The organism is Acinetobacter sp. FDAARGOS_515, from assembly GCF_003938865.1.
Taxonomy (GTDB): Bacteria; Pseudomonadota; Gammaproteobacteria; order Pseudomonadales; family Moraxellaceae; genus Acinetobacter; species Acinetobacter ursingii.
Genome location: NZ_RKIX01000003.1, coordinates 657,065 through 677,543 on the forward strand (window position 1 = coordinate 657,065; position 20,479 = coordinate 677,543).

Below are 20,479 nucleotides of genomic sequence, written 5' to 3' on the forward strand. Positions count from 1 at the left end.
TTAAAATATAATAAAAAAAGCACCCGAGGGTGCTTTTTTTATGAATTGCCCTGCTCTAAAGGTAAACCTGCATCTTTGGCAGCGCGGGTTCCTCCCATCAGAATGACATATTCGCGTGCAGCATCAAAACCATCAAGTAATTCCGCCGCACGTGGTGCTTTACTACCGCCACCGCATAAAATATAAATCGGCTGATCCGCAGCCACCTGAGTCAGACTATCGGACTTTAAATCATTAATAGGTTGATTTATTGCGCCTTTAACATGCCCTTCAGCATATGATTTTGCGTCACGGACATCCCAGATAATGGCATTTTCTGGGAACTCAAATGTCGTAATTTCTTGTTTACGGATCATTGCGCACTCCTTTGATGTAAACAACACTTGGCAAATGAAGAAAACATCCCTAGCATCTCAGATATTCTTTCACTTTGCAAAGGTCTAAGCTATGCCTTCTTTCGATATTGTTTCTGAATTAGAGTTATTTGAAGTTAATCACGCGGTTCAAAATACTCAAAAAGAAATCGCAACACGTTTCGATTTCCGTGGACAAGATGTTTCTATTGAACTGAATGAAAAATCCAAAGAAATTAAAATCAGTACAGAAAGTGATTTTCAATGCGAACAAGTCTATAACATGCTAGAAAATCATTTCTATAAACGTAAAATTGATGTTCAAGCACTTGATCCGCAAAAGGCCACAGCTTCAGGAAAAAATGTAGTACAAGTAATCAAACTCAAAGATGGACTTGACTCAGATACCGCAAAAAAAATTAATAAAGCCATTAAAGAAAGTGGTATCAAAGTGCAATCTTCTATACAGGGAGACAAAATTCGTGTGACCGATAAAAAACGTGACACTTTACAACAGGTCATGGCTTTTCTAAAGGAACAGCAGTTTGGTCTTCCCTTGCAGTTTAATAACTTTAAAGATTAATTTCAGCGCTGTTCTTTTTACACAGGATGCACTATGTCACAGGCCAATCGTTTATCAAAACTGGTGAAAACCACGTCAAAATTTCCGAAAAGTATTCGTAGTACACTCTGGAGTAAAGCCTTTGGTCGGATTGTACCCATGGTCGGAACCGCCAATATTCGTTATCTAGAAGTTGATCAAGACCATGTCGTGGTGCGTCTGGAAAATCAGCGCAATATGCAAAACCACATTAAAGGTGTACATGCTGCTGCAATGGCATTACTCGCTGAAACTGCGACAGGCTTTTTAACAGGGCTGCATGTCCCGGATAATCGAATTTTGCTCATTAAATCACTGCATGTCGATTATTTAAAAGTGGTACAAGGTGGATTAACGGCAACAGCAACTTTATCGCCTGAACAGCAAAAATTTATTGCGGATAATGAAAAAGGTGAATTATTGATTCCTGTGACGGTCATTGACGACGGTTCAAATGAACCGATTCATTGTGAAATGTTATGGGCATGGTTACCTAAACGTCCAAAATAATTTATATGTAATAACTAAAGCCCAAACATGTATTTGGGCTTTAGTCTTTTTAATCTTTATTTTTGATCACTAAATAAAATGCTCTACGATTGCAACGATTTGTTTTAAATATTCAGCATCTACTTCATCAAAGCTATCCAATGCATCGCTATCAATATCTAATACTGCAACACATTTATTCTGCTTCATCACAGGTAAAACAATTTCAGATTTTGAATCAGAGCTACAAGCAATATGTCCCGGAAATTGCTCCACATCTGGCACGATCATAACGTTCTGCTGCTGCCATGCTGTACCGCAAACGCCCCGCCCTTTTGCGATCCGTGTACAAGCGATTGGCCCCTGAAATGGCCCCAAGACTAATTCATTATCCTTAACCAGATAAAATCCAATCCAAAACCAGTTAAATTGTTGCTTTAATGCCGCACAAATATTGGCAAGATTGGCGATCACATCACTTTCATCTGCAACAATGGCCTGAAGTTGTGGAATCAGGCTTTGGTATTGTTCAGCTTTATTGCCCTGTTGTAGCGATAATTCTTCTGCCATATCATTGATCCAAATCAAAGTATTGTATCGGATGAAACCTTCCGAGCTTTATCTATTTATGTGAAAAGTACATAGTTGAATATTTCTAAGTGTAAATAAAACTCATAAAAAAGCTCAGCATCATGCTGAACTTTTTGGAAACTTTAGTTTGTAAATTAAACTGCTAAAAATTTCTGCTTAACTTCTTCAGGAATCTGTCGTTTATTACCTTTTACATCCACCGCCACAAAGGTAAAAATTCCCTCCGTCACTTGTTTGGGTTGACGAGATTCATCGTGACTATCCCAAACTTCAATCTGGATCTGAATTGAAGTATTTCCCACTTTTAGAAGTTTGGTGTAACAACTAATCACATCACCAACTTTAACAGGAACAAGGAAAGTCATCTGATTAATTGAAATGGTTGCACAACGTCCTTTACTAAAACGTTCTGCATGAATTGCGCCTGCCAAATCCATTTGTGAGACAATCCAACCGCCAAAAACATCACCACTCCAGTTGGTATCGGCAGGCATTGCAATGGTTTGAAGGGATAAAGTTCCTTCAGGCTTTTTGAGAGACTCTGACACATTAACTCCGAACTTGGGCTTGTAATTGCTGATCCAGCCACTGCTGTAACTCACTGGATCGAAGCGCGCCGCTTATTCTACCAATTTCGTTGGTTTTATTCATCAAAACCAGTGTCGGAATACTACGGACATGAAAAGCCTGACTTAAACGCGGTGAAGCTTCAGTATCAATTTTGGCGAAAATAACATGTGGATTCTGTGCTGCAACCTGAGCAAAATGAGGTGCCATCATCTTGCATGGCCCACACCAATCTGCCCATAAATCGATCAGAATGGGTAAATCACTATTGCTTACATAATGACTGAAGTTTTGCTCATTCAGCTCAATCGGTGCAAGTGGAATCAGTGCGGTATGGCATTGGCCACATTTAGGATCTGCATTTAATTTTTCTTCAGCGACCCGATTTTTAGCACCGCAGCTTGGACAAACAATAATCATATCAAGTCACTCCAGTATGTTGATGTAAAAATTCTAATTGGGTTGCTACTGCTTTTTCAAACCATTTGCCATGATAAATATCAAAATGATACATATCCCATTCATGATACGTCACAAACGGTGCGATATTGGTCGCAGCTTCACGACTCGAATCTATAGGAACCAGACTATCCAGTTTCGCGACAATGAATAAGACTGGAATACTAATATCGCGTACAGATTGAATCGGCCGATAACGAATCAGTTGAAATAATGCGCGGGCAGGAACTTCACCACTCCAATAGTAATCAGGATTTAGAATCGATAAATATCCTTGATAGCTATCAGGCGTTGGAAAAAAGGAAAGCTGTTGTTGTGCCACGACGGGCAAGGTTCGTGGGTTTAATCCAACCTTTGCCCCCATATAATCCTGACTAGATAATTTAAGTGCTTTGGGTAATTGCTGGATTGGATAAATTTTGGCGGTTTCAGCACCATCCACAAAAGGCACCTGTACCATAATTGAAGAAATATTTTTTAATTCACTGGCTAGATTGAGGACATAACCACCACTGAGTCCAGTTCCCCAAAGTACAATACGTCGCTGATCTACCCATTTACAGCTACTTATATATTGAATAACTGTTTTCCAGTCTTCGATCTGATCTTTAAGTGAAATAAGTTCTCTGGGCTTTCCTGTGCTTCCGCCCCAATAACGATAATCAAATAGCACCACCGCATAGCCAGCCTGAGCAAATTTTTGTGCGTACTGAATCAATTTAAACTGGCGTAATGCGGCAAATTCATGTGCCATGATGATCACAGCAGGTTTCCGATCTGCTTTGGGACGATAGAAGTCAGCAGCTATGGTCTCTTGACCAATGGGAACATACAGCGGCTCAACTGTATAAGCAGGCATACGCGCTCCAATGCGTTATATTTTGGTTATCGGTCGTTATATATTTTAAAAGCACTGTTTAAAGTGACAGGGTGCTTAGTGCTATGATACAGCATAAACGTTTTTTTAAATTTTGGAGTGACGAAATGACGGATAATGTTGGTTTTGCAGGTCAAATTGGCCCAGAACATATGGAACAAGTGGTCGAAAAAGGCTTTAAATCCATCATTAATAACCGACCTGATATGGAAGGTGGTCCAGAACAACCGACCAGTGCTCAAATCGAAGAAGCTGCCCGTAATGTAGGACTTGACTATGTTTATCAGCCTGTCATTGCTGGACAGATTTCTGAGTTAGACGTACGTAATTTTGCCAATCATTATCATGAGTTACCAAAACCAATTTTAATGTTCTGTCGTACAGGTAATCGTTCGAATAATTTATATCAGTTGGCTAAACAAATGGACTTACTGGATGACTAAAGTTTTGTATCTTAGCCTAATATTCTGCTGTATAACATTCACTGCTTGCAGTACTGTAAATGTACGCCCCACAGCCAGTGTGATGGTAGGAACTGGGATATAAAAAACAGCGCCGAAGCGCTGTTTTATGAAATTTATGGGCAAGACCCTGTGTTAATCCCATACGGACTCTTCAAATTAGGCCCATAACTACCATCAGTACTATAATCGGAATTCACTGAAGGTAGCCCTAAATTATAAGTAGTCCGATTTGGCAAAGATGCAACCGTAGTTGATGCTCCAATTTGTACATTTAACCATCGTGCATAGATCTTTGGATATCGAATTACAAAGTCAAATTTACCTTGGGCATCTGTTGTATAAGTAGCAGTAGCCCCGTTACCTCCAACAAATGTTGGAACTTGTACGGGTATACTATTGACCTCATTATTAGTAATCGCATTTAAAGATCCTATTGCACAATCTCTGACTGATGTTGTACTTAAATTAATAACAAAGTCGTCAGAAGTATCATCTGGTGTACTGTTATTATTCAAAGCAACGCCATTTTTGACATATACATTTGCGCTACTTAAATCATAATAATTCTGTCCCGCTGTTATCCATTGAGGCTTACCATCTGTTGTACCTTGTAGAAGTGCATTTCTCCAGACATATTGCCCTTTAGAATAAAAGGTTGGAGTTATATCCATCGTAACAGATTGATTATTCAATGGTTTTCCATCCTTATCAACCACACTTACTGACATATTCCGAGTGTAGTATATACCATCGCTTGAAGTCCCAACTTCAGTTGGATTTACACCAATTACAATCGATGCCACAGGGTTTTGAACAACCGCTTGTACAATATCTATAAGAGAAACTTGGTTCGCAGTTACATAGCCAACTTCTTTAAAACTTGCACTTAAATGTAAATCATCTGTTGCAAAATTAGTTGCACTGTAGCCTGTATTACGAGCACTTTCATCAACTTTTATTTTAAAGACAGCTTGTCCATTCGCATCTGTAGTCAGCCCAGATGGACCCACTATAATTGCACCATTAACTACAAAGTTATCAATTCCGAGCATTACATATTGATTCGCAACACCACCACCATTTTGATCAACCAAAGTTACAGTAACATCTGAAGTATCATTACGAACATTAAGTGTCGGTTTCGCTGATGAGATACGCAATGAATATCGTGCAGGTAAATCAACGGCAGGTTGTGTTGGCTGTTTAAATGCATCTAAACGAGCAATCTGTTTTGCAATTGCACCATTAGCATCCTGATTACTCGCAGTTAATTCTATACCACTAGCAATAAGTAAATCTCCATCAACAGTTTGCCCATCAACTGCAACTGAAAAAAAAGCATTCCCTTGAGAATCTGTTTTTAATGTTTGCGGTGTACCACTTGTATTTGATGGAGCGCTACTTCCAGGATTACCAATAATAATTCCTGCTGAATTATTAACTGCTAATGTAATATCTTGGTTCTGTACTGGAAGATTATTTTTATCTAATAACGTGACCGTAATAATTGATCTATCACCACTAACGTTCAGGTTACTTTTTGAACTTGAAATTACTAAATGATTCTGATTAATAACTTCAGCAACTTCAAAATTAATCGTAGTCTCTAATTTTTCCCCTTTAGGATTCGTTATAGCTCCTTTAACCTGAATACCAGAAGACAATAATGCAGATTTTGCTGAATCAGAAATATCTTTAGGAATGATAATTGAAATAGGAACCACGCCATTTGCAGAAGTTACCACTGAATCGGCACTGAGTTTCACTCCCGCAGCAATTGCTTCAGTATTTAAAGATAAATTCACTGGATAACCTGTGTTTGCACCTAATTCGTCTTTAACTGCAACATTGATTTGATAAGTTTTACCTAATTCCAATTCATTTTTGTCAGCAGTTAAACGTAAATTTACTGAATCTTTAGGAATTGTAACTTGAATAATTCCAGTCTGTTGAACACGATCACCATTATTTTGGTTTGTTCCAACAACTGCAAATCCAATTCCATTTTTAATTAGGTTAGCATCATATTGACCTTCAGCAACTTTTACCGTGAAAACAGCCTCACCTTTACTATTGGTCGTGAGTGTCGTATCAGACAAAGAAACACGGGAACCAGCTAAATTTGATAGTGCAATTGCTAGTGCTGTATTTGCAATGGTTTTGCCATTGGCATCTGTAGCAACTACCTTAACTTGAACTTCGCCACCTAATACAGAAACTGTTGGTTCATAAGTAAAGCTAAGGTTAACCAGATCAGGAATAATGATTGGAGGAGTGATTAATTGAACAGAACGTGTCGCAGAAATTGTTGAACCAGAAGCCTGAGCAACAATCGTTAAACCATTTGCAATCAGGTTCTCTATTTCTTTAGTATTTTTAGGTGTTACATTAATTGTAAAAATTGCTTGTCCATTTGTATCGGTAACTTGAGTTGCATTTGCAATAACAGCACCATTTTGCAAAGGTGCAGTATTTATGCCCAAACCAATACCTTTATTTGCAAATGCTTTACCATCAGTTCCAATAGCATTTACTTTCACTATTAATGTTGTTGTTTTATTAACTTCTAATGTTTTAATGCCATCAGTATCAATATTTAAGGATTCAAGTGCAATTTCTGATGATGCTGTTGGCTCTTTAAAGTTTAAAGATAGCGTTTGTGTTTTCCCATTTGCAGCTGTAGCCAACAGCTTTACACCTGCTAATGCTAATTGCTTTTGTTCATCTGTACCAGCATAGGTATATTTAAATTTAAAAGTTGCATAACCTTCTGCATTTGTTGTCTGTATTAGTGAACCATCCGCTTTCAATCCTAAAGCATCTAGTTGTTGATCAGATAATCCCATACGTTTTAAAGAAATGGTTTGTCCTGATAAACCACCATCATTTTCAGTTCCATTTGCTTGAACTGTAATCGTAATATTTTGATTTTGTGAATAATCAAATGCTTTTACTGGTTCAAATGACAAAAATCTGACTTCATCATTAGCCTTTGCTCCTGGGTTGACGTCGATATAAATACTTTGGCTTATTTCATTATCAGTTTTGAATGTTGCAGTAATGCCAGCTGCAACTAATGCTGCTACGGCTGCATCTGTCTTAGCATTAGTATGTAAAGTATAAGTAATATATCCCTCGACCGAAGCACTAAAATCTCTTTCAGAACTACCATCAAAACTAACCCCGTTTGCATTTGCTTCGTTATTTAAATTTAAAGTTAGTTTTCCTTTAGTTGCCGCCTCACCCTTGTTATTAATACCTTTAACTCGAATTGTAACAGTATCATTTTGTGCATTAACCGTATATGAAGATGCAATTTCTAAACGTTGCAAAGCCAATTGATCAGTTGCACTGGTATCTGCCGTAATAACGCTGATCGTATCTTGGGCAAAGATTTCAGAATTATCTGAATATATTGCTTTTAAATTAATGCCCTGTTGAGTTAAAGCAACTGGATAACTTGAATTTGCTTTTAATGTAAATACAGCATAGCCATTTGCATCAGTGACTGCTTCAGTTTGATCAATAGTCACCCCATACGCATCACTTTTATCCGTGAATACAAGTTTAACTTTTTTATTCGCAAGAGCTATATCATTACTATTTTTGGCACGTACTTTAACAGTCGTTGTTCCATTTTGTGCAACAATTGGAGCATCTGCCTTAATTAACTCAAGTTTTTGGACAACTTGAGAAGTATCCTTAAAAGTAATAGATCCAGAGACTGTTTTTTCTGCTTTATTTTCATCAATCAGTTTAAAGCTTAAAGATTGTGATGTAGATACAAATTTTTGAATATCATCAGAACTCAAATCAGAATTTGCAACAATGGTAAATTTTGCCTTTCCTTGAGTATCTGTACTGATATTAGAGCCAGTTGAGATAGAAAATTTTCCTTGCATTTCTTGTGGAAGTGTTAAAGTGATCGACTCACCTGCTTTTACACCGCCATTTTTATCTGTCACTATTGCAGTAATATCTGCTGAACCTTTAGGTAAATTTAATACTACGCCTTGCTGAATATTAAGATTATAATCACTAACAATGGTACTCGTTTTCTTAATATTTAAAGTATAGCTTTGCTTGATAGTAGTACCATCCACGACAGCCGTTAATTGCACCTTACCAGACGAAGCGATGAGAGTCGGAATACTGACTTCAAATATCGCAAAACCGTTGTCACCTGTCGTAACTAAAGAAGCCTTACTGGTAACACCTAAATTATCACTATCTGAAATTGCTAATCTTACCTTCTTATTAGCGATTCCACCTTTATCGGCATTCAGAACCTGCACCGCAATTTGTACAACAGAATTATCATTTGCCTGTTGTATAGTAGCACCACTAGTATCTTTTAACTGAATATCAATACTTTCAGCTACAGTAGAGCTATCAGTTGAGGAATTATTACTATTGTTGTTACTTGAATTATTATTGCTTGAATTGCTGCTTCCACCATAATAACCATCACTACCGCCACCACCACAAGCAACTAATGCTAAAGATGATCCTAAAACTGTCGATTTAACCCCTAATTTTCTCAAATTAGCTAAATAAGTCATAGTATTTTCCATTTTATATAATATATTTCGCCACCAAAAAACATGGATGGCCTTTTATACGAAAATTTACTCAAATTAACATAATTTATCAATCTAATCCTGACATAATTTAATAAATCTTTTTATTAAGAAAATTAAAAAACATATAATTTTCTTAATATATTATTGCAACTGAAATATTTTAATATAAGACAATACTCAAACGGATTGAATATGTACGATCTCATCATTATCGGTGCAGGTACAGCAGGTATCAGTGCATATAAAGAAGCAGTTAAATATACTCAGAATATTTTAATCGTTAACGATGGCCCATGGGATACGACCTGTGCCCGCGTTGGTTGTATGCCAAGTAAAGTACTCATTTCATCAGCTAATCGAATGCATGATAGTCAATACATTAATCAGGTTGGTATTTCAGTTGAATCCTCATTTGACACCTCTCAAGTCATGTCACATGTTCGCGCATTAAGAGATCGTTTTACTACTGCGACTATAAAAGATGTACAAAGTTGGCTAAAAAACCATCGCTTACATGGTAAAGCAACTTTTATGAATTCAAACACTATTGAAGTCAATGGAAAACACTATCAGGCAAAATCTTTCATACTTGCTGTAGGCTCGAGGCCAATCATCAATCAGGAATGGAAAGATATTCTAAAAGAAAAATTTATAACATCAGATGAAATATTTGAGCTTAAAAAACTTCCATGCTCTTTAGCAGTCATAGGTAGCGGCGTCATTGCGATCGAGTTAGCCCAAGCATTTTCAAGGCTCGGTGTAAAAACGGCTATTTTTGCGCGTAGCAAACGCATTGGTATTTTAACTAGTCCAAATTTACAACAATTGGCACAACAACAACTTTCTACAGAGTTAAATATCTATTTTGAAACATTGGCTAATTCTGTAAAGTTAACTGATCATCAAGTTGAGTTAAATTTCAAACATGATGGAACAGAACAAACAGAAAAGTTTGATTATTTACTTAACGCCACGGGGCGTTCCAGTTTATTAGATTCACTAAATTTAAATAAAATTGATCCACAATTTTCTGATGTGAAAAAACTTCCTATTCATCCAGAAACAAAGCAATTAGGCAAATTACCCATATTTATTGCTGGTGATGCTTATACAAATACCCCTCTTCAACATGAGGCAGCGCATGAAGGGCGAAAATTAGTACATAACTGTCTACACTATCCCAAAACCAAAAATGTCAAAAGTTTAACGCCCTTAGGTATAGTTTTCTGCTCTCCTGAAATGGCTATTGCTGGGCAAAGCTATCGTCAGTTACAAGATAAAAATATTGATTTTGTGACAGGTTACGTTTCTTATGAGAAACAAGGCCGTGCATTAGTATTAGGGAAAAATAGAGGTGGTGCCGAAGTCTATTTAGATAAAAAAACACAAAAACTACTTGGGGCAGAATTATTTGTACATTCAGCAGAACATTTGGCTCATTTACTTTGCTGGATGATTCAACAGGAAATCACATTAGATGAGATCTTAGAACAACCTTATTATCATCCAACGCTAGAAGAAGGCTTACGTACCGCATTTAAACATGCTCGTCGGCAAATTAAATCAAGCTGAATCAATTTAAAGTATGATCTCTAGCCTGAAAATGCAGGTGCGAACTGGGTAGATGAAACTGTACATCGATGTAACACCGGAGGCTGGATATTGATTAGCTCACGTAATCCCGATGATATTCCATACTTTAACCAAGCTATCGTTCAGGAATTAACAGTTACTTAAGCTTTTGATTTTCTATATATTGCATCTATTTTATTTATAAAAAAAAGCACCCTCATCTGTATAAAGATGAGGGTGCCTTAGATTTAAAAGCTGGCGATGACTTACTCTCACATGGCTAACGCCACACTACCATCAGCGCGAAGAGGTTTCACTTCTGAGTTCGGGAAGGGATCAGGTGGTTCACTCTTGCTATTGTCGCCAGCAAACTGTTGTGGTGCTTTGGGGTCTTATTCACATTACTTAATAATGTATGCCTTACTTACGAACCAAAGAGTTATTAACGGATTGGAAATTGAGTCGGTATTGTAACTAGTTTATTGACTAAATCAAGGTTTCGTATCGAATTTATCTTGAATACAACAACTGTTTGGGTGTTGTATAGTCAAGCCTCACGAGCAATTAGTATTGGTCAGCTTCACATATCACTATGCTTCCACATCCAACCTATCAACGTCCTAGTCTTGAACGGCTCTTTAGGTGACATATAGTCACAGGGAAATCTTATCTTGAGGTAGGCTTCCCGCTTAGATGCTTTCAGCGGTTATCCCTTCCGAACATAGCTACCCGGCGATGCGACTGGCGTCACAACCGGTACACCAGAGGTTCGTCCACTCTGGTCCTCTCGTACTAGGAGCAGATCCTCTCAAATTTCCAGCGCCCACGGTAGATAGGGACCGAACTGTCTCACGACGTTCTAAACCCAGCTCGCGTACCTCTTTAAATGGCGAACAGCCATACCCTTGGGACCTGCTTCAGCCCCAGGATGAGATGAGCCGACATCGAGGTGCCAAACACCGCCGTCGATATGAACTCTTGGGCGGTATCAGCCTGTTATCCCCAGAGTACCTTTTATCCGTTGAGCGATGGCCCTTCCATACAGAACCACCGGATCACTAAGACCTACTTTCGTACCTGCTCGACTTGTGGGTCTCGCAGTTAAGCGCGCTTTTGCCTTTATACTCTTCGCGTGATTTCCGACCACGCTGAGCGCACCTTCGTACTCCTCCGTTACTCTTTAGGAGGAGACCGCCCCAGTCAAACTACCCACCAGACATGGTCCTCGCCCCGGATTACGGGGCAGAGTTAGAACCTCAACATTACCAGGGTGGTATTTCAAGGATGGCTCCAATGCAACTGGCGTCACATCTTCATAGCCTCCCACCTATCCTACACAAGTAAGGTCAAAGTTCAATGTCAAGCTGCAGTAAAGGTTCACGGGGTCTTTCCGTCTAGCCGCGGGTACACTGCATCTTCACAGCGATTTCGATTTCACTGAGCCTCTGCTGGAGACAGCGCCGCCATCATTATGCCATTCGTGCAGGTCGGAACTTACCCGACAAGGAATTTCGCTACCTTAGGACCGTTATAGTTACGGCCGCCGTTTACTGGGGCTTCGATCAAGAGCTTCGCTTACGCTAACCCCATCAATTAACCTTCCAGCACCGGGCAGGCATCACACCCTATACGTCCACTTTCGTGTTTGCAGAGTGCTATGTTTTTAATAAACAGTTGCAGCGGCCTGGTTTCTGCGGCTGCCAAGCGCTCAGGGAGCAAGTCCCATCACCCTCAGCAGCGTACCTTCTCCCGAAGTTACGGTACCATTTTGCCTAGTTCCTTCAGCAGAGTTCTCTCAAGCGCCTTGGTCTACTCGACCTGACCACCTGTGTCGGTTTCGGGTACGATTCCTGTGTAACTGAAGCTTAGAGACTTTTCTTGGAAGTATGGTATCAGCCACTTCACTGTACAAGTACAGCTTGATATCGACTCTCAGCATAGAGCACCCCGGATTTGCCTAAGATGCATGCCTACTGTCTTCCACCTGGACTACCAACGCCAGGCTGACTTAACCTTCTCCGTCCTCTCATCGCATTACACAGAAGTATGGGAATATTAACCCATTTCCCATCGACTACGCCTTTCGGCCTCGCCTTAGGGGTCGACTCACCCAGCCCCGATTAACGTTGGACTGGAACCCTTGGTCTTTCGGCGAACGGGTTTTTCACCCGTTTTGTCGTTACTCACGTCAGCATTCGCACTTCTGATACCTCCAGCATACTTCTCAATACACCTTCTTCGGCTTACAGAACGCTCCCCTACCACGTAACTTAAAGTTACATCCGCAGCTTCGGCACATAGTTTTAGCCCCGTTACATCTTCCGCGCAGGCCGACTCGACTAGTGAGCTATTACGCTTTCTTTAAAGGGTGGCTGCTTCTAAGCCAACCTCCTAGCTGTCTATGCCTTCCCACATCGTTTCCCACTTAACTATGATTTTGGGGCCTTAGCTGGCGGTCTGGATTGTTTTCCTCTTGACTACGGACGTTAGCACCCGCAGTCTGTCTCCCGGATAGTACTCATAGGTATTCGGAGTTTGCATCGGTTTGGTAAGTCGGGATGACCCCCTAGCCGAAACAGTGCTCTACCCCCTATGGTATTCGTCCGAGGCGCTACCTAAATAGCTTTCGGGGAGAACCAGCTATCACCAGGCTTGATTAGCCTTTCACCCCTATCCACAAGTCATCCCCTGGCTTTTCAACGACAGTGGGTTCGGTCCTCCAGTTAGTGTTACCCAACCTTCAACCTGCTCATGGATAGATCGCCTGGTTTCGGGTCTACACCCAGCAACTATTCGCCCTATTAAGACTCGATTTCTCTACGGCTCCCCTATGCGGTTAACCTTGCTACTGAATGTAAGTCGCTGACCCATTATACAAAAGGTACGCAGTCACCGAACAAGTCGGCTCCCACTGCTTGTATGCATGCGGTTTCAGGATCTATTTCACTCCCCTCACAGGGGTTCTTTTCGCCTTTCCCTCACGGTACTGGTTCACTATCGGTCAGTCAGGAGTATTTAGCCTTGGAGGATGGTCCCCCCATATTCAGACAAGGTTTCACGTGCCTCGCCCTACTCGTCATCATGATGTGTGCCCTTTCGTGTACGGGACTATCACCCTCTACGGTCGCACTTCCCAGAGCGTTCCGCTAAAACACACATCACTTAATGGGCTGATCCCCGTTCGCTCGCCGCTACTAAGGGAATCTCAATTGATTTCTTTTCCTAAGGGTACTGAGATGTTTCACTTCCCCTCGTTCGCTTCAATAACCTATGTATTCAGTTATTGATACCTACCTTATAGTAGGTGGGTTCCCCCATTCAGACATCTCCGGATCAATGGATATTTGCCGCCTCCCCGGAGCTTTTCGCAGGCTATCACGTCTTTCTTCGCCTCTGACTGCCAAGGCATCCACCACATGCACTTAATTACTTGACTATACAACCCCAAACAGTCGTTAATACCTACAAGTAGTATTACCAACATTACAGTTTGAAGTACTGTGCATTTAAGCACCATACAGCTTCAATCTAAATTCATATACCAAAACGCTTGATTCAGTTAATTTGCTAGTTCTCAATTAACTCTAAGATCAGAATGACTTCTTCTCTCTTTGTTATTGAGTGAACAATTTATTTCAGACTCAATTCTCAATCTGTTAATGAATTAATGTAACCTCGTCAGCTACATTAAACTGTGATTAATCACAGAGCTTAATAAATCATTATATTTATTAAGCTCTATAATTTACTCTAGCCCGTACTCTTTTAAGTACGTGGTGGAGACTAGGAGAGTCGAACTCCTGACCTCCTGCGTGCAAAGCAGGCGCTCTACCAACTAAGCTAAGTCCCCAGCTTATATCATTTACGTATCTTTAACTCTGTACTCATTAATCTATTCGTCAGAATGGTGGGTCTGACAAGACTTGAACTTGTGACCCCACGCTTATCAAGCGTGTGCTCTAACCAACTGAGCTACAGACCCTGAGAAAGTTTTAAAGCACCGCTTTAAAAGTTTCGCAAGACAAACAGCTGCGCTGTGCGTAGTGTTTGATTCTCGCTCTTTTTTAAAAGCTTCTCTCTAAATCTTTTTCATTCAGATACCAGAAGAACAACTTGTTGTGGATTCTTACCAATCAACCAATCTTTTCGTTAAGGAGGTGATCCAGCCGCAGGTTCCCCTACGGCTACCTTGTTACGACTTCACCCCAGTCATCGGCCACACCGTGGTGAACGTCCTCTTTGCAGTTAGACTATCCACTTCTGGTGCAACAAACTCCCATGGTGTGACGGGCGGTGTGTACAAGGCCCGGGAACGTATTCACCGCGGCATTCTGATCCGCGATTACTAGCGATTCCGACTTCATGGAGTCGAGTTGCAGACTCCAATCCGGACTACGATCGGCTTTTTGAGATTAGCATCCTATCGCTAGGTAGCAACCCTTTGTACCGACCATTGTAGCACGTGTGTAGCCCTGGTCGTAAGGGCCATGATGACTTGACGTCGTCCCCGCCTTCCTCCAGTTTGTCACTGGCAGTATCCTTAAAGTTCCCACCCAAAGTGCTGGCAAATAAGGAAAAGGGTTGCGCTCGTTGCGGGACTTAACCCAACATCTCACGACACGAGCTGACGACAGCCATGCAGCACCTGTATGTAAGTTCCCGAAGGCACCAATCCATCTCTGGAAAGTTCTTACTATGTCAAGACCAGGTAAGGTTCTTCGCGTTGCATCGAATTAAACCACATGCTCCACCGCTTGTGCGGGCCCCCGTCAATTCATTTGAGTTTTAGTCTTGCGACCGTACTCCCCAGGCGGTCTACTTATCGCGTTAGCTGCGCCACTAATCCCTCAAAGAGACCAACGGCTAGTAGACATCGTTTACGGCATGGACTACCAGGGTATCTAATCCTGTTTGCTCCCCATGCTTTCGTACCTCAGCGTCAGTGTTAGGCCAGATGGCTGCCTTCGCCATCGGTATTCCTCCAGATCTCTACGCATTTCACCGCTACACCTGGAATTCTACCATCCTCTCCCACACTCTAGCTAACCAGTATCGAATGCAATTCCCAAGTTAAGCTCGGGGATTTCACATCCGACTCAATTAGCCGCCTACGCACGCTTTACGCCCAGTAAATCCGATTAACGCTCGCACCCTCTGTATTACCGCGGCTGCTGGCACAGAGTTAGCCGGTGCTTATTCTGCGAGTAACGTCCAGTAGCTGGTAGTATTAATACCAGTACCCTCCTCCTCGCTTAAAGTGCTTTACAACCATAAGGCCTTCTTCACACACGCGGCATGGCTGGATCAGGGTTCCCCCCATTGTCCAATATTCCCCACTGCTGCCTCCCGTAGGAGTCTGGGCCGTGTCTCAGTCCCAGTGTGGCGGATCATCCTCTCAGACCCGCTACAGATCGTCGCCTTGGTAGGCCTTTACCCCACCAACTAGCTAATCCGACTTAGGCTCATCTATTAGCGCAAGGTCATTACTGATCCCCTGCTTTCTCCCGTAGGACGTATGCGGTATTAGCATCCCTTTCGAAATGTTGTCCCCCACTAATAGCCAGATTCCTAAGTATTACTCACCCGTCCGCCGCTAAGATCAGTAGCAAGCTACTTCTCTCCGCTCGACTTGCATGTGTTAAGCCTGCCGCCAGCGTTCAATCTGAGCCATGATCAAACTCTTCAGTTAAAATCATTTCGCGTCTTAGTTAAGACAAGACGCCAATTCTGGCTCATCAATTACTGACAAATTCTCTCAAATAAACTTCGAGTAATTTAAACCAATCAATCAATGATAATTTTTCGATCAATCAATTAGTAAAAATCCACACAAGTTGTTCTTCTATATTCTTAATGATCTTCTTCATGCTTCGTCAGCATCAAGCTAGGTCGGCTATATTACTCTCAATCTCTTAAAAGTCAACAGGAAATTTAGATATTTTTAAAACCCATTCTACTCTACCAAAATATCAATCAAATCCCTCAAGACCCAACCAACACCCTGTTTTTCAACAAGTTTTTATCCGCATCACCGCCGATGAGTGCGCATTCTACAGCATTCCACAACCAACGCAACCCCTTTTTTTAAAGATCTCACTCCATCGTCTATGTTTTGATCATATTCGACGGGTTTGATTGTTATTTGCACCAATCAGCTTAATTTAAAAAACAATTCAGCAATTTTTATTATTTTCGTTAAAAATATTTAGAACTTTTTTTAAACAGCTAATTTAAGTAGAATTAGACGACGGTTGCATATTTATAAGTTTTATTGACATGTTTTACAGTATAAGAAGAAGTTTAGCTGTTGCTATGGTCATTCTAATGGCCTGTGAAACTGTGCGCGCTGTTTCTGTCCATAATGCTTATAGCCTGACTTTAGCCATTTTAAGTTATAGTAAATGGCCAAATAATATTACACCAACCTTATGTGTCATTGATAATCCTGTTGCAACGGCAGCGTTTCAAAGCCAAGTCAAACAATCTGCTTATGAATATCATATTCAAGGATTAAGCGCGGTCAATTTTTCGAAATCTCAATGTCAGGCAGTTTATTTTTCTAATCTCACGCCTCAACAACAGCAAAATTTAGTGAATGCTTATCCTCAAAGAAACCTATTATCTTTTAGCAATAATAATCCTGATTGTGAAACCGGAAGCATTTTTTGTTTATACACGCAGCGCGGATTAACCACCTTCAAAGTTAATCTCGATGCTTTAAGTTACTCTCAGGTTCATATTGATCCTCGAGTACTACTTTTAGCTCGCAATGCGGAGTAAGGGGAAATGATTTCAAATCTGTATAAATCTAAGTCTTTACATTCTTTATTCCGCAAATCTCAGGCAACGATTTTTGCCATTACTTTTTTTATCTGTACATTCACGTTTGTTCTTATTTCATAGATTTTATATTTTTTCAATTTTTTTATTTTCAATCTATTTATATGCAGTATTACCGAGTTTATCGTTTACGACGATTTTTATACAAATTTTCATTTCTTTTTTTTTTCGTTACATTTTTTTTTTTTTTTTTTTTTTTTTTTTTTTTTTTTTTTTTTTTTTTTTTTTTTTTTTTTTATTTTTATCATGCTTATGATTCCATACTCAGTATTCACTGTTGTATAGTGCATAGATACTGAATTAAGTATTCCTTTTTTACCGCTATACCATTTCTTCTGTTTTTTTTTGGACGTTGAACTAATATTTCAGTTGCATCAATCACAACAACTTCCCAATCCACTTCATCTCGATTAGGAAGTTGTTTTGGCAAGTTAAATTTTCCAGAACGGATTAAGGTATCTTCAATAACACGTGTGATACGAATTGCACTCGTTTCAGATACACCGTAACTCATACCAAGATGGAAAAATGTTCGATATTCTCTCCAATATTCTATACATAAGAGCAAACGATCTTCCAACGGTAATTTATGCGGTCGTCCTTTACCAATATGACGGGGTAACTGCTTATTTATCTCGGCCAGCATGAGGTTAAATGTAGCCCAACTAACACCGGTAAGCCTACGAAACTTAACGTCTGATAATTTTTGAATATCTTTGAATTTCATCCAAGGATTATCCCTTGAATTAAATAATTTTGCTGATTAATTTAAGATCAAATAAATTGTACGTTTTTTGATTTATGAAGGAAGTCTATTATTTACCATTGAAACTTATGCCAAACAAAATTTGAATATTTTAGGGTTGACCGTGAGTGAACGGATTCAGCCTGCATTGGTTTTTAAAGATCAACTCACATTGCAACAAATTTTAAATGAATATACGGAGCAGCATTCGATTCGTACGATCCATATTTATGACAAAAATCATTTAGAATTGGCATCGAGTTCAAAACCCCCTGTTTATTATAGTCAGCTCCAAAGCTTTTTAGATTATGTTTTTCTAAAAGATCCTATTAAATTAACAGTTTATCATCACAACAACAAAATTGGTGAATTGGTTCTTTTTGGAAGTTCAGAAAAAATTATTCAGTTTATTATTACCATTTTAATTGGCCTTGCGATTGCCATGATTTTTATTGTCATGGCGCTATGGTGGTCGACCAACATGACCTATCGTTATATTATGCAATCCATGCGCCCATTGACTCAGATTGCCCAAGTCGTCAGCGATCAAAAAGCATATAACCTACGTTTTCCAAATAATAATATTAAAGAGTTTCAAGATTTAAATGATGTATTTAATCAATTATTGGAAGAAATTCAAACGTGGCATACACATCTACAAAATGAAAATCATCAATTATCATTTAAAGCACATCATGACCATTTAACTCAACTCCCAAATCGAAGCTACTTTTATCAAGAACTAGTTAATTTATTTGAAGATCACCAGAAACGGCAGAATTCCGCTTTGATGTTTATTGATAATAATAATTTCAAACAAATTAATGATCAATTTGGACATCTAGCGGGTGATGCCGTGCTAGAAGAAATGGCGAAGCGTTTAAAATCAAAGCTGAGACATCAAGATTTTATTGCGCGGCTGGGTGGAGATGAATTTGCCGTCATTTTGCAATCCATTCACCAAGTTGAACACCTGATTACGATTGCTGAAAATTTAATTGCCAGTAGCAAAGCACCGATCATATTTGAAGGGCAATCTATTGAATTCAGCTTTAGTTTAGGCATCGCATTTTCAAGATTCGCCACTACGCCAGAAGATTTGATTATGCAAGCCGATCAATCGATGTATAAAGCAAAACATTTAACTCACCACTGGTTTATTTATAAACCTTAATTTTGGAATTCCATATGCTTAACCACTCCCTGAAAATTTCATTTTTAACAATGATTTGTATTGCACTTTCTGGTTGCTTAAGTTTTGGCCCATTAAAATATAAACAAGTCCGTATGTTAAAAAAGGAAGGATTCGTACTGACCGATGAAGGCTGGACACTCGGTTTACCAGAACGATTGTTATTTGATTTCGATAAAACAGAGATTCAACCTGCACATGAGCAGGAAATTTCACGTTTAAGTCGTCAATTGCAAAAATATGATTTGCAAAAAGTGAAAATCGTTGGACATACCGACAATATTGGAGCTCCTCAATATAATTTGAAGTTATCCCAAGAACGTGCACAGAGCGTTGCTAATATTTTCATAGCGCATGGTTTTAAAGTACAAAATATACAGATTGTTGGTCGCGGTGCTGAACAACCTTTAGTACCCAATACGACTGAAGAAAATCGTGCTGCAAATCGTCGTGTTGCTGTAATTATTATTCCTTAAACTTAAAATTTTCAAATCTCCATGACAATCATGTGGTGGAGATATTTTGAAAGAAATAAATTTCTGACATAAAAAAACCGCATTTAAGCGGATATTTTATCTATTTTAAAACTTAAGTTTTAAATGGTCGGAGCAGTAGGATTCGAACCTACGACCCCCTGGTCCCAAACCAGGTGCACTACCAGGCTGTGCTATGCTCCGATACTCTCTTTAAAAGAGTGGGGTGAATGACGGGATTCGAACCCGCGACAACTGGAATCACAATCCAGGGCTCTACCAACTGAGCTACATCCACCATAACATTTGATTCTTAGTACCAAGCTACCGAATGGCGCGCCTGACAGGATTCGAACCTGTGACCATCCGCTTAGAAGGCGGATGCTCTATCCAACTGAGCTACAGGCGCGTAACCGATGATATGTCTATCATGCGATATTTCGCCGAATTTAAAATATCAAATACATCAAAATATTTTAAATGGTCGGAGCAGTAGGATTCGAACCTACGACCCCCTGGTCCCAAACCAGGTGCACTACCAGGCTGTGCTATGCTCCGATTTATCTCAGCTTTTGCTATATCGCACATCGTGCGGTACGGTGTGCATTCTAGGCGCGGCGTGTGATTACGTCAACACCTAGAATTAAAAAAAATTAAAAATCCTTATCGAATG

Annotated in this window: 13 protein-coding genes, 6 tRNA genes, 3 rRNA genes and 2 pseudogenes; 8 read left to right on the plus strand and 16 right to left on the minus strand. The window is 39.8% G+C overall.

Translation table 11 applies throughout. The features are described from left to right. Window positions 1–38: 38 nt before the first annotated feature. On the minus strand, window positions 39–356 hold the full coding sequence (locus EGS47_RS04590; RefSeq protein ID WP_004991214.1) for a rhodanese-like domain-containing protein: 318 nt from the start codon (window positions 354–356) through the stop codon (window positions 39–41). A gap of 91 nt (window positions 357–447) precedes the next feature. On the opposite strand from EGS47_RS04590, the gene EGS47_RS04595 reads away from it, so the two are divergent. Beyond that, on the plus strand, window positions 448–936 hold the full coding sequence (locus tag EGS47_RS04595; RefSeq protein WP_004991216.1) for a YajQ family cyclic di-GMP-binding protein: 489 nt from the start codon (window positions 448–450) through the stop codon (window positions 934–936). A gap of 33 nt (window positions 937–969) precedes the next feature. Next, window positions 970–1,464: a DUF4442 domain-containing protein gene (locus EGS47_RS04600; RefSeq protein ID WP_004991219.1), complete on the plus strand. Its 495-nt coding sequence runs from the start codon at window positions 970–972 to the stop codon at window positions 1,462–1,464. A gap of 69 nt (window positions 1,465–1,533) precedes the next feature. Here EGS47_RS04600 and EGS47_RS04605 read toward each other — a convergent pair whose 3' ends face one another. The 4 genes from EGS47_RS04605 to EGS47_RS04620 form a co-directional block, all read right to left on the minus strand. After that, complete coding sequence (locus EGS47_RS04605) at window positions 1,534–2,013, minus strand: GAF domain-containing protein (protein ID WP_125269233.1); 480 nt, start codon at window positions 2,011–2,013, stop codon at window positions 1,534–1,536. Between the two features lie 155 nt (window positions 2,014–2,168). Continuing rightward, entirely contained in the window at window positions 2,169–2,582 is a 414-nt protein-coding gene (locus EGS47_RS04610; RefSeq protein ID WP_004991224.1) for an acyl-CoA thioesterase, read from the minus strand. Window position 2,583: 1 nt separating this feature from the next. Next, the gene (trxC, locus tag EGS47_RS04615) at window positions 2,584–3,021 is read right to left on the minus strand and encodes a thioredoxin TrxC (protein WP_119686974.1); all 438 of its coding nucleotides are present in this window, start codon (window positions 3,019–3,021) and stop codon (window positions 2,584–2,586) included. Window position 3,022: 1 nt separating this feature from the next. After that, window positions 3,023–3,919 (minus strand): alpha/beta hydrolase, encoded by an 897-nt coding sequence (locus tag EGS47_RS04620; protein ID WP_125269234.1) that lies wholly within the window; start codon window positions 3,917–3,919, stop codon window positions 3,023–3,025. 125 nt (window positions 3,920–4,044) lie between these two features. On the opposite strand from EGS47_RS04620, the gene EGS47_RS04625 reads away from it, so the two are divergent. Beyond that, complete coding sequence (locus EGS47_RS04625) at window positions 4,045–4,380, plus strand: TIGR01244 family sulfur transferase (protein ID WP_125269235.1); 336 nt, start codon at window positions 4,045–4,047, stop codon at window positions 4,378–4,380. A 134-nt stretch (window positions 4,381–4,514) separates the two neighbouring features. Here the strand turns inward: EGS47_RS04625 and EGS47_RS04630 are convergent, their stop codons facing one another. Then, window positions 4,515–8,963: a beta strand repeat-containing protein gene (locus tag EGS47_RS04630; protein WP_125269236.1), complete on the minus strand. Its 4,449-nt coding sequence runs from the start codon at window positions 8,961–8,963 to the stop codon at window positions 4,515–4,517. Window positions 8,964–9,176: 213 nt separating this feature from the next. Between EGS47_RS04630 and EGS47_RS04635 the strand changes: the two genes are divergently transcribed. Next, window positions 9,177–10,556 carry a dihydrolipoyl dehydrogenase gene (locus EGS47_RS04635; protein WP_125269864.1) on the plus strand — a complete coding sequence of 460 codons (1,380 nt, stop codon included), beginning with the start codon at window positions 9,177–9,179 and terminating at the stop codon, window positions 10,554–10,556. 27 nt (window positions 10,557–10,583) lie between these two features. Then, window positions 10,584–10,721 (plus strand): annotated as a pseudogene (locus tag EGS47_RS18600) (protease); the annotation flags it as partial. An 88-nt stretch (window positions 10,722–10,809) separates the two neighbouring features. Here EGS47_RS18600 and rrf read toward each other — a convergent pair. From rrf to EGS47_RS04665, 5 genes are all read right to left on the minus strand, one after another. Then, a 5S ribosomal RNA gene (gene rrf / locus EGS47_RS04645) occupies window positions 10,810–10,924 on the minus strand. 175 nt (window positions 10,925–11,099) lie between these two features. Next, window positions 11,100–13,992, minus strand: a 23S ribosomal RNA gene (locus EGS47_RS04650). A gap of 338 nt (window positions 13,993–14,330) precedes the next feature. Beyond that, a tRNA-Ala gene (locus EGS47_RS04655) sits at window positions 14,331–14,406 on the minus strand. Window positions 14,407–14,461: 55 nt separating this feature from the next. Continuing rightward, window positions 14,462–14,538: transfer RNA gene (locus tag EGS47_RS04660), tRNA-Ile, on the minus strand. A gap of 168 nt (window positions 14,539–14,706) precedes the next feature. Next, window positions 14,707–16,245 (minus strand): 16S ribosomal RNA (locus EGS47_RS04665). Together the 16S, 23S and 5S rRNA genes with 2 tRNA genes alongside form the textbook arrangement of a ribosomal RNA operon. A 623-nt stretch (window positions 16,246–16,868) precedes the next feature. On the opposite strand from EGS47_RS04665, the gene EGS47_RS04670 reads away from it, so the two are divergent. Then, the gene (locus tag EGS47_RS04670; protein WP_125269865.1) at window positions 16,869–17,336 is read left to right on the plus strand and encodes a YfiR family protein; all 468 of its coding nucleotides are present in this window, start codon (window positions 16,869–16,871) and stop codon (window positions 17,334–17,336) included. Window positions 17,337–17,667: 331 nt separating this feature from the next. On the opposite strand, the gene EGS47_RS04675 is transcribed toward EGS47_RS04670, so the two are convergent. Beyond that, on the minus strand, window positions 17,668–18,123 hold the full coding sequence (locus EGS47_RS04675; RefSeq protein ID WP_125269237.1) for a transposase family protein: 456 nt from the start codon (window positions 18,121–18,123) through the stop codon (window positions 17,668–17,670). Window positions 18,124–18,211: 88 nt separating this feature from the next. Between EGS47_RS04675 and EGS47_RS04680 the strand changes: the two are divergent. Continuing rightward, window positions 18,212–19,315, plus strand: a pseudogene (locus EGS47_RS04680) (diguanylate cyclase domain-containing protein); the annotation flags it as partial. Window positions 19,316–19,329: 14 nt separating this feature from the next. Continuing rightward, window positions 19,330–19,809 carry an OmpA family protein gene (locus EGS47_RS04685; protein ID WP_125269238.1) on the plus strand — a complete coding sequence of 160 codons (480 nt, stop codon included), beginning with the start codon at window positions 19,330–19,332 and terminating at the stop codon, window positions 19,807–19,809. A 124-nt stretch (window positions 19,810–19,933) separates the two neighbouring features. On the opposite strand, the gene EGS47_RS04690 is transcribed toward EGS47_RS04685, so the two are convergent. The 4 genes from EGS47_RS04690 to EGS47_RS04705 form a co-directional block, all read right to left on the minus strand. Further along, window positions 19,934–20,010: transfer RNA gene (locus EGS47_RS04690), tRNA-Pro, on the minus strand. A gap of 18 nt (window positions 20,011–20,028) precedes the next feature. Beyond that, window positions 20,029–20,104: transfer RNA gene (locus EGS47_RS04695), tRNA-His, on the minus strand. Window positions 20,105–20,138: 34 nt separating this feature from the next. Continuing rightward, window positions 20,139–20,215 (minus strand) — tRNA-Arg (locus EGS47_RS04700). 72 nt (window positions 20,216–20,287) lie between these two features. After that, window positions 20,288–20,364 (minus strand) — tRNA-Pro (locus tag EGS47_RS04705). Window positions 20,365–20,479 lie beyond the last annotated feature (115 nt).

Excerpts from the sequence above, each read along its gene's own strand:
- EGS47_RS04590 (WP_004991214.1), bottom strand. The coding sequence starts at position 356 with ATGATCCGTAAACAAGAAATTACGACATTTGAGTTCCCAGAAAATGCC.
- EGS47_RS04595 (WP_004991216.1), top strand. The coding sequence starts at position 448 with ATGCCTTCTTTCGATATTGTTTCTGAATTAGAGTTATTTGAAGTTAAT.
- EGS47_RS04600 (WP_004991219.1), top strand. The coding sequence starts at position 970 with ATGTCACAGGCCAATCGTTTATCAAAACTGGTGAAAACCACGTCAAAA.
- EGS47_RS04605 (WP_125269233.1), bottom strand. The coding sequence starts at position 2,013 with ATGGCAGAAGAATTATCGCTACAACAGGGCAATAAAGCTGAACAATAC.
- trxC (WP_119686974.1), bottom strand. The coding sequence starts at position 3,021 with ATGATTATTGTTTGTCCAAGCTGCGGTGCTAAAAATCGGGTCGCTGAA.
- EGS47_RS04620 (WP_125269234.1), bottom strand. The coding sequence starts at position 3,919 with ATGCCTGCTTATACAGTTGAGCCGCTGTATGTTCCCATTGGTCAAGAG.
- EGS47_RS04625 (WP_125269235.1), top strand. The coding sequence starts at position 4,045 with ATGACGGATAATGTTGGTTTTGCAGGTCAAATTGGCCCAGAACATATG.
- EGS47_RS04630 (WP_125269236.1), bottom strand. The coding sequence starts at position 8,963 with ATGACTTATTTAGCTAATTTGAGAAAATTAGGGGTTAAATCGACAGTT.
- EGS47_RS04635 (WP_125269864.1), top strand. The coding sequence starts at position 9,177 with ATGTACGATCTCATCATTATCGGTGCAGGTACAGCAGGTATCAGTGCA.
- EGS47_RS04670 (WP_125269865.1), top strand. The coding sequence starts at position 16,869 with ATGGTCATTCTAATGGCCTGTGAAACTGTGCGCGCTGTTTCTGTCCAT.
- EGS47_RS04675 (WP_125269237.1), bottom strand. The coding sequence starts at position 18,123 with ATGAAATTCAAAGATATTCAAAAATTATCAGACGTTAAGTTTCGTAGG.
- EGS47_RS04685 (WP_125269238.1), top strand. The coding sequence starts at position 19,330 with ATGCTTAACCACTCCCTGAAAATTTCATTTTTAACAATGATTTGTATT.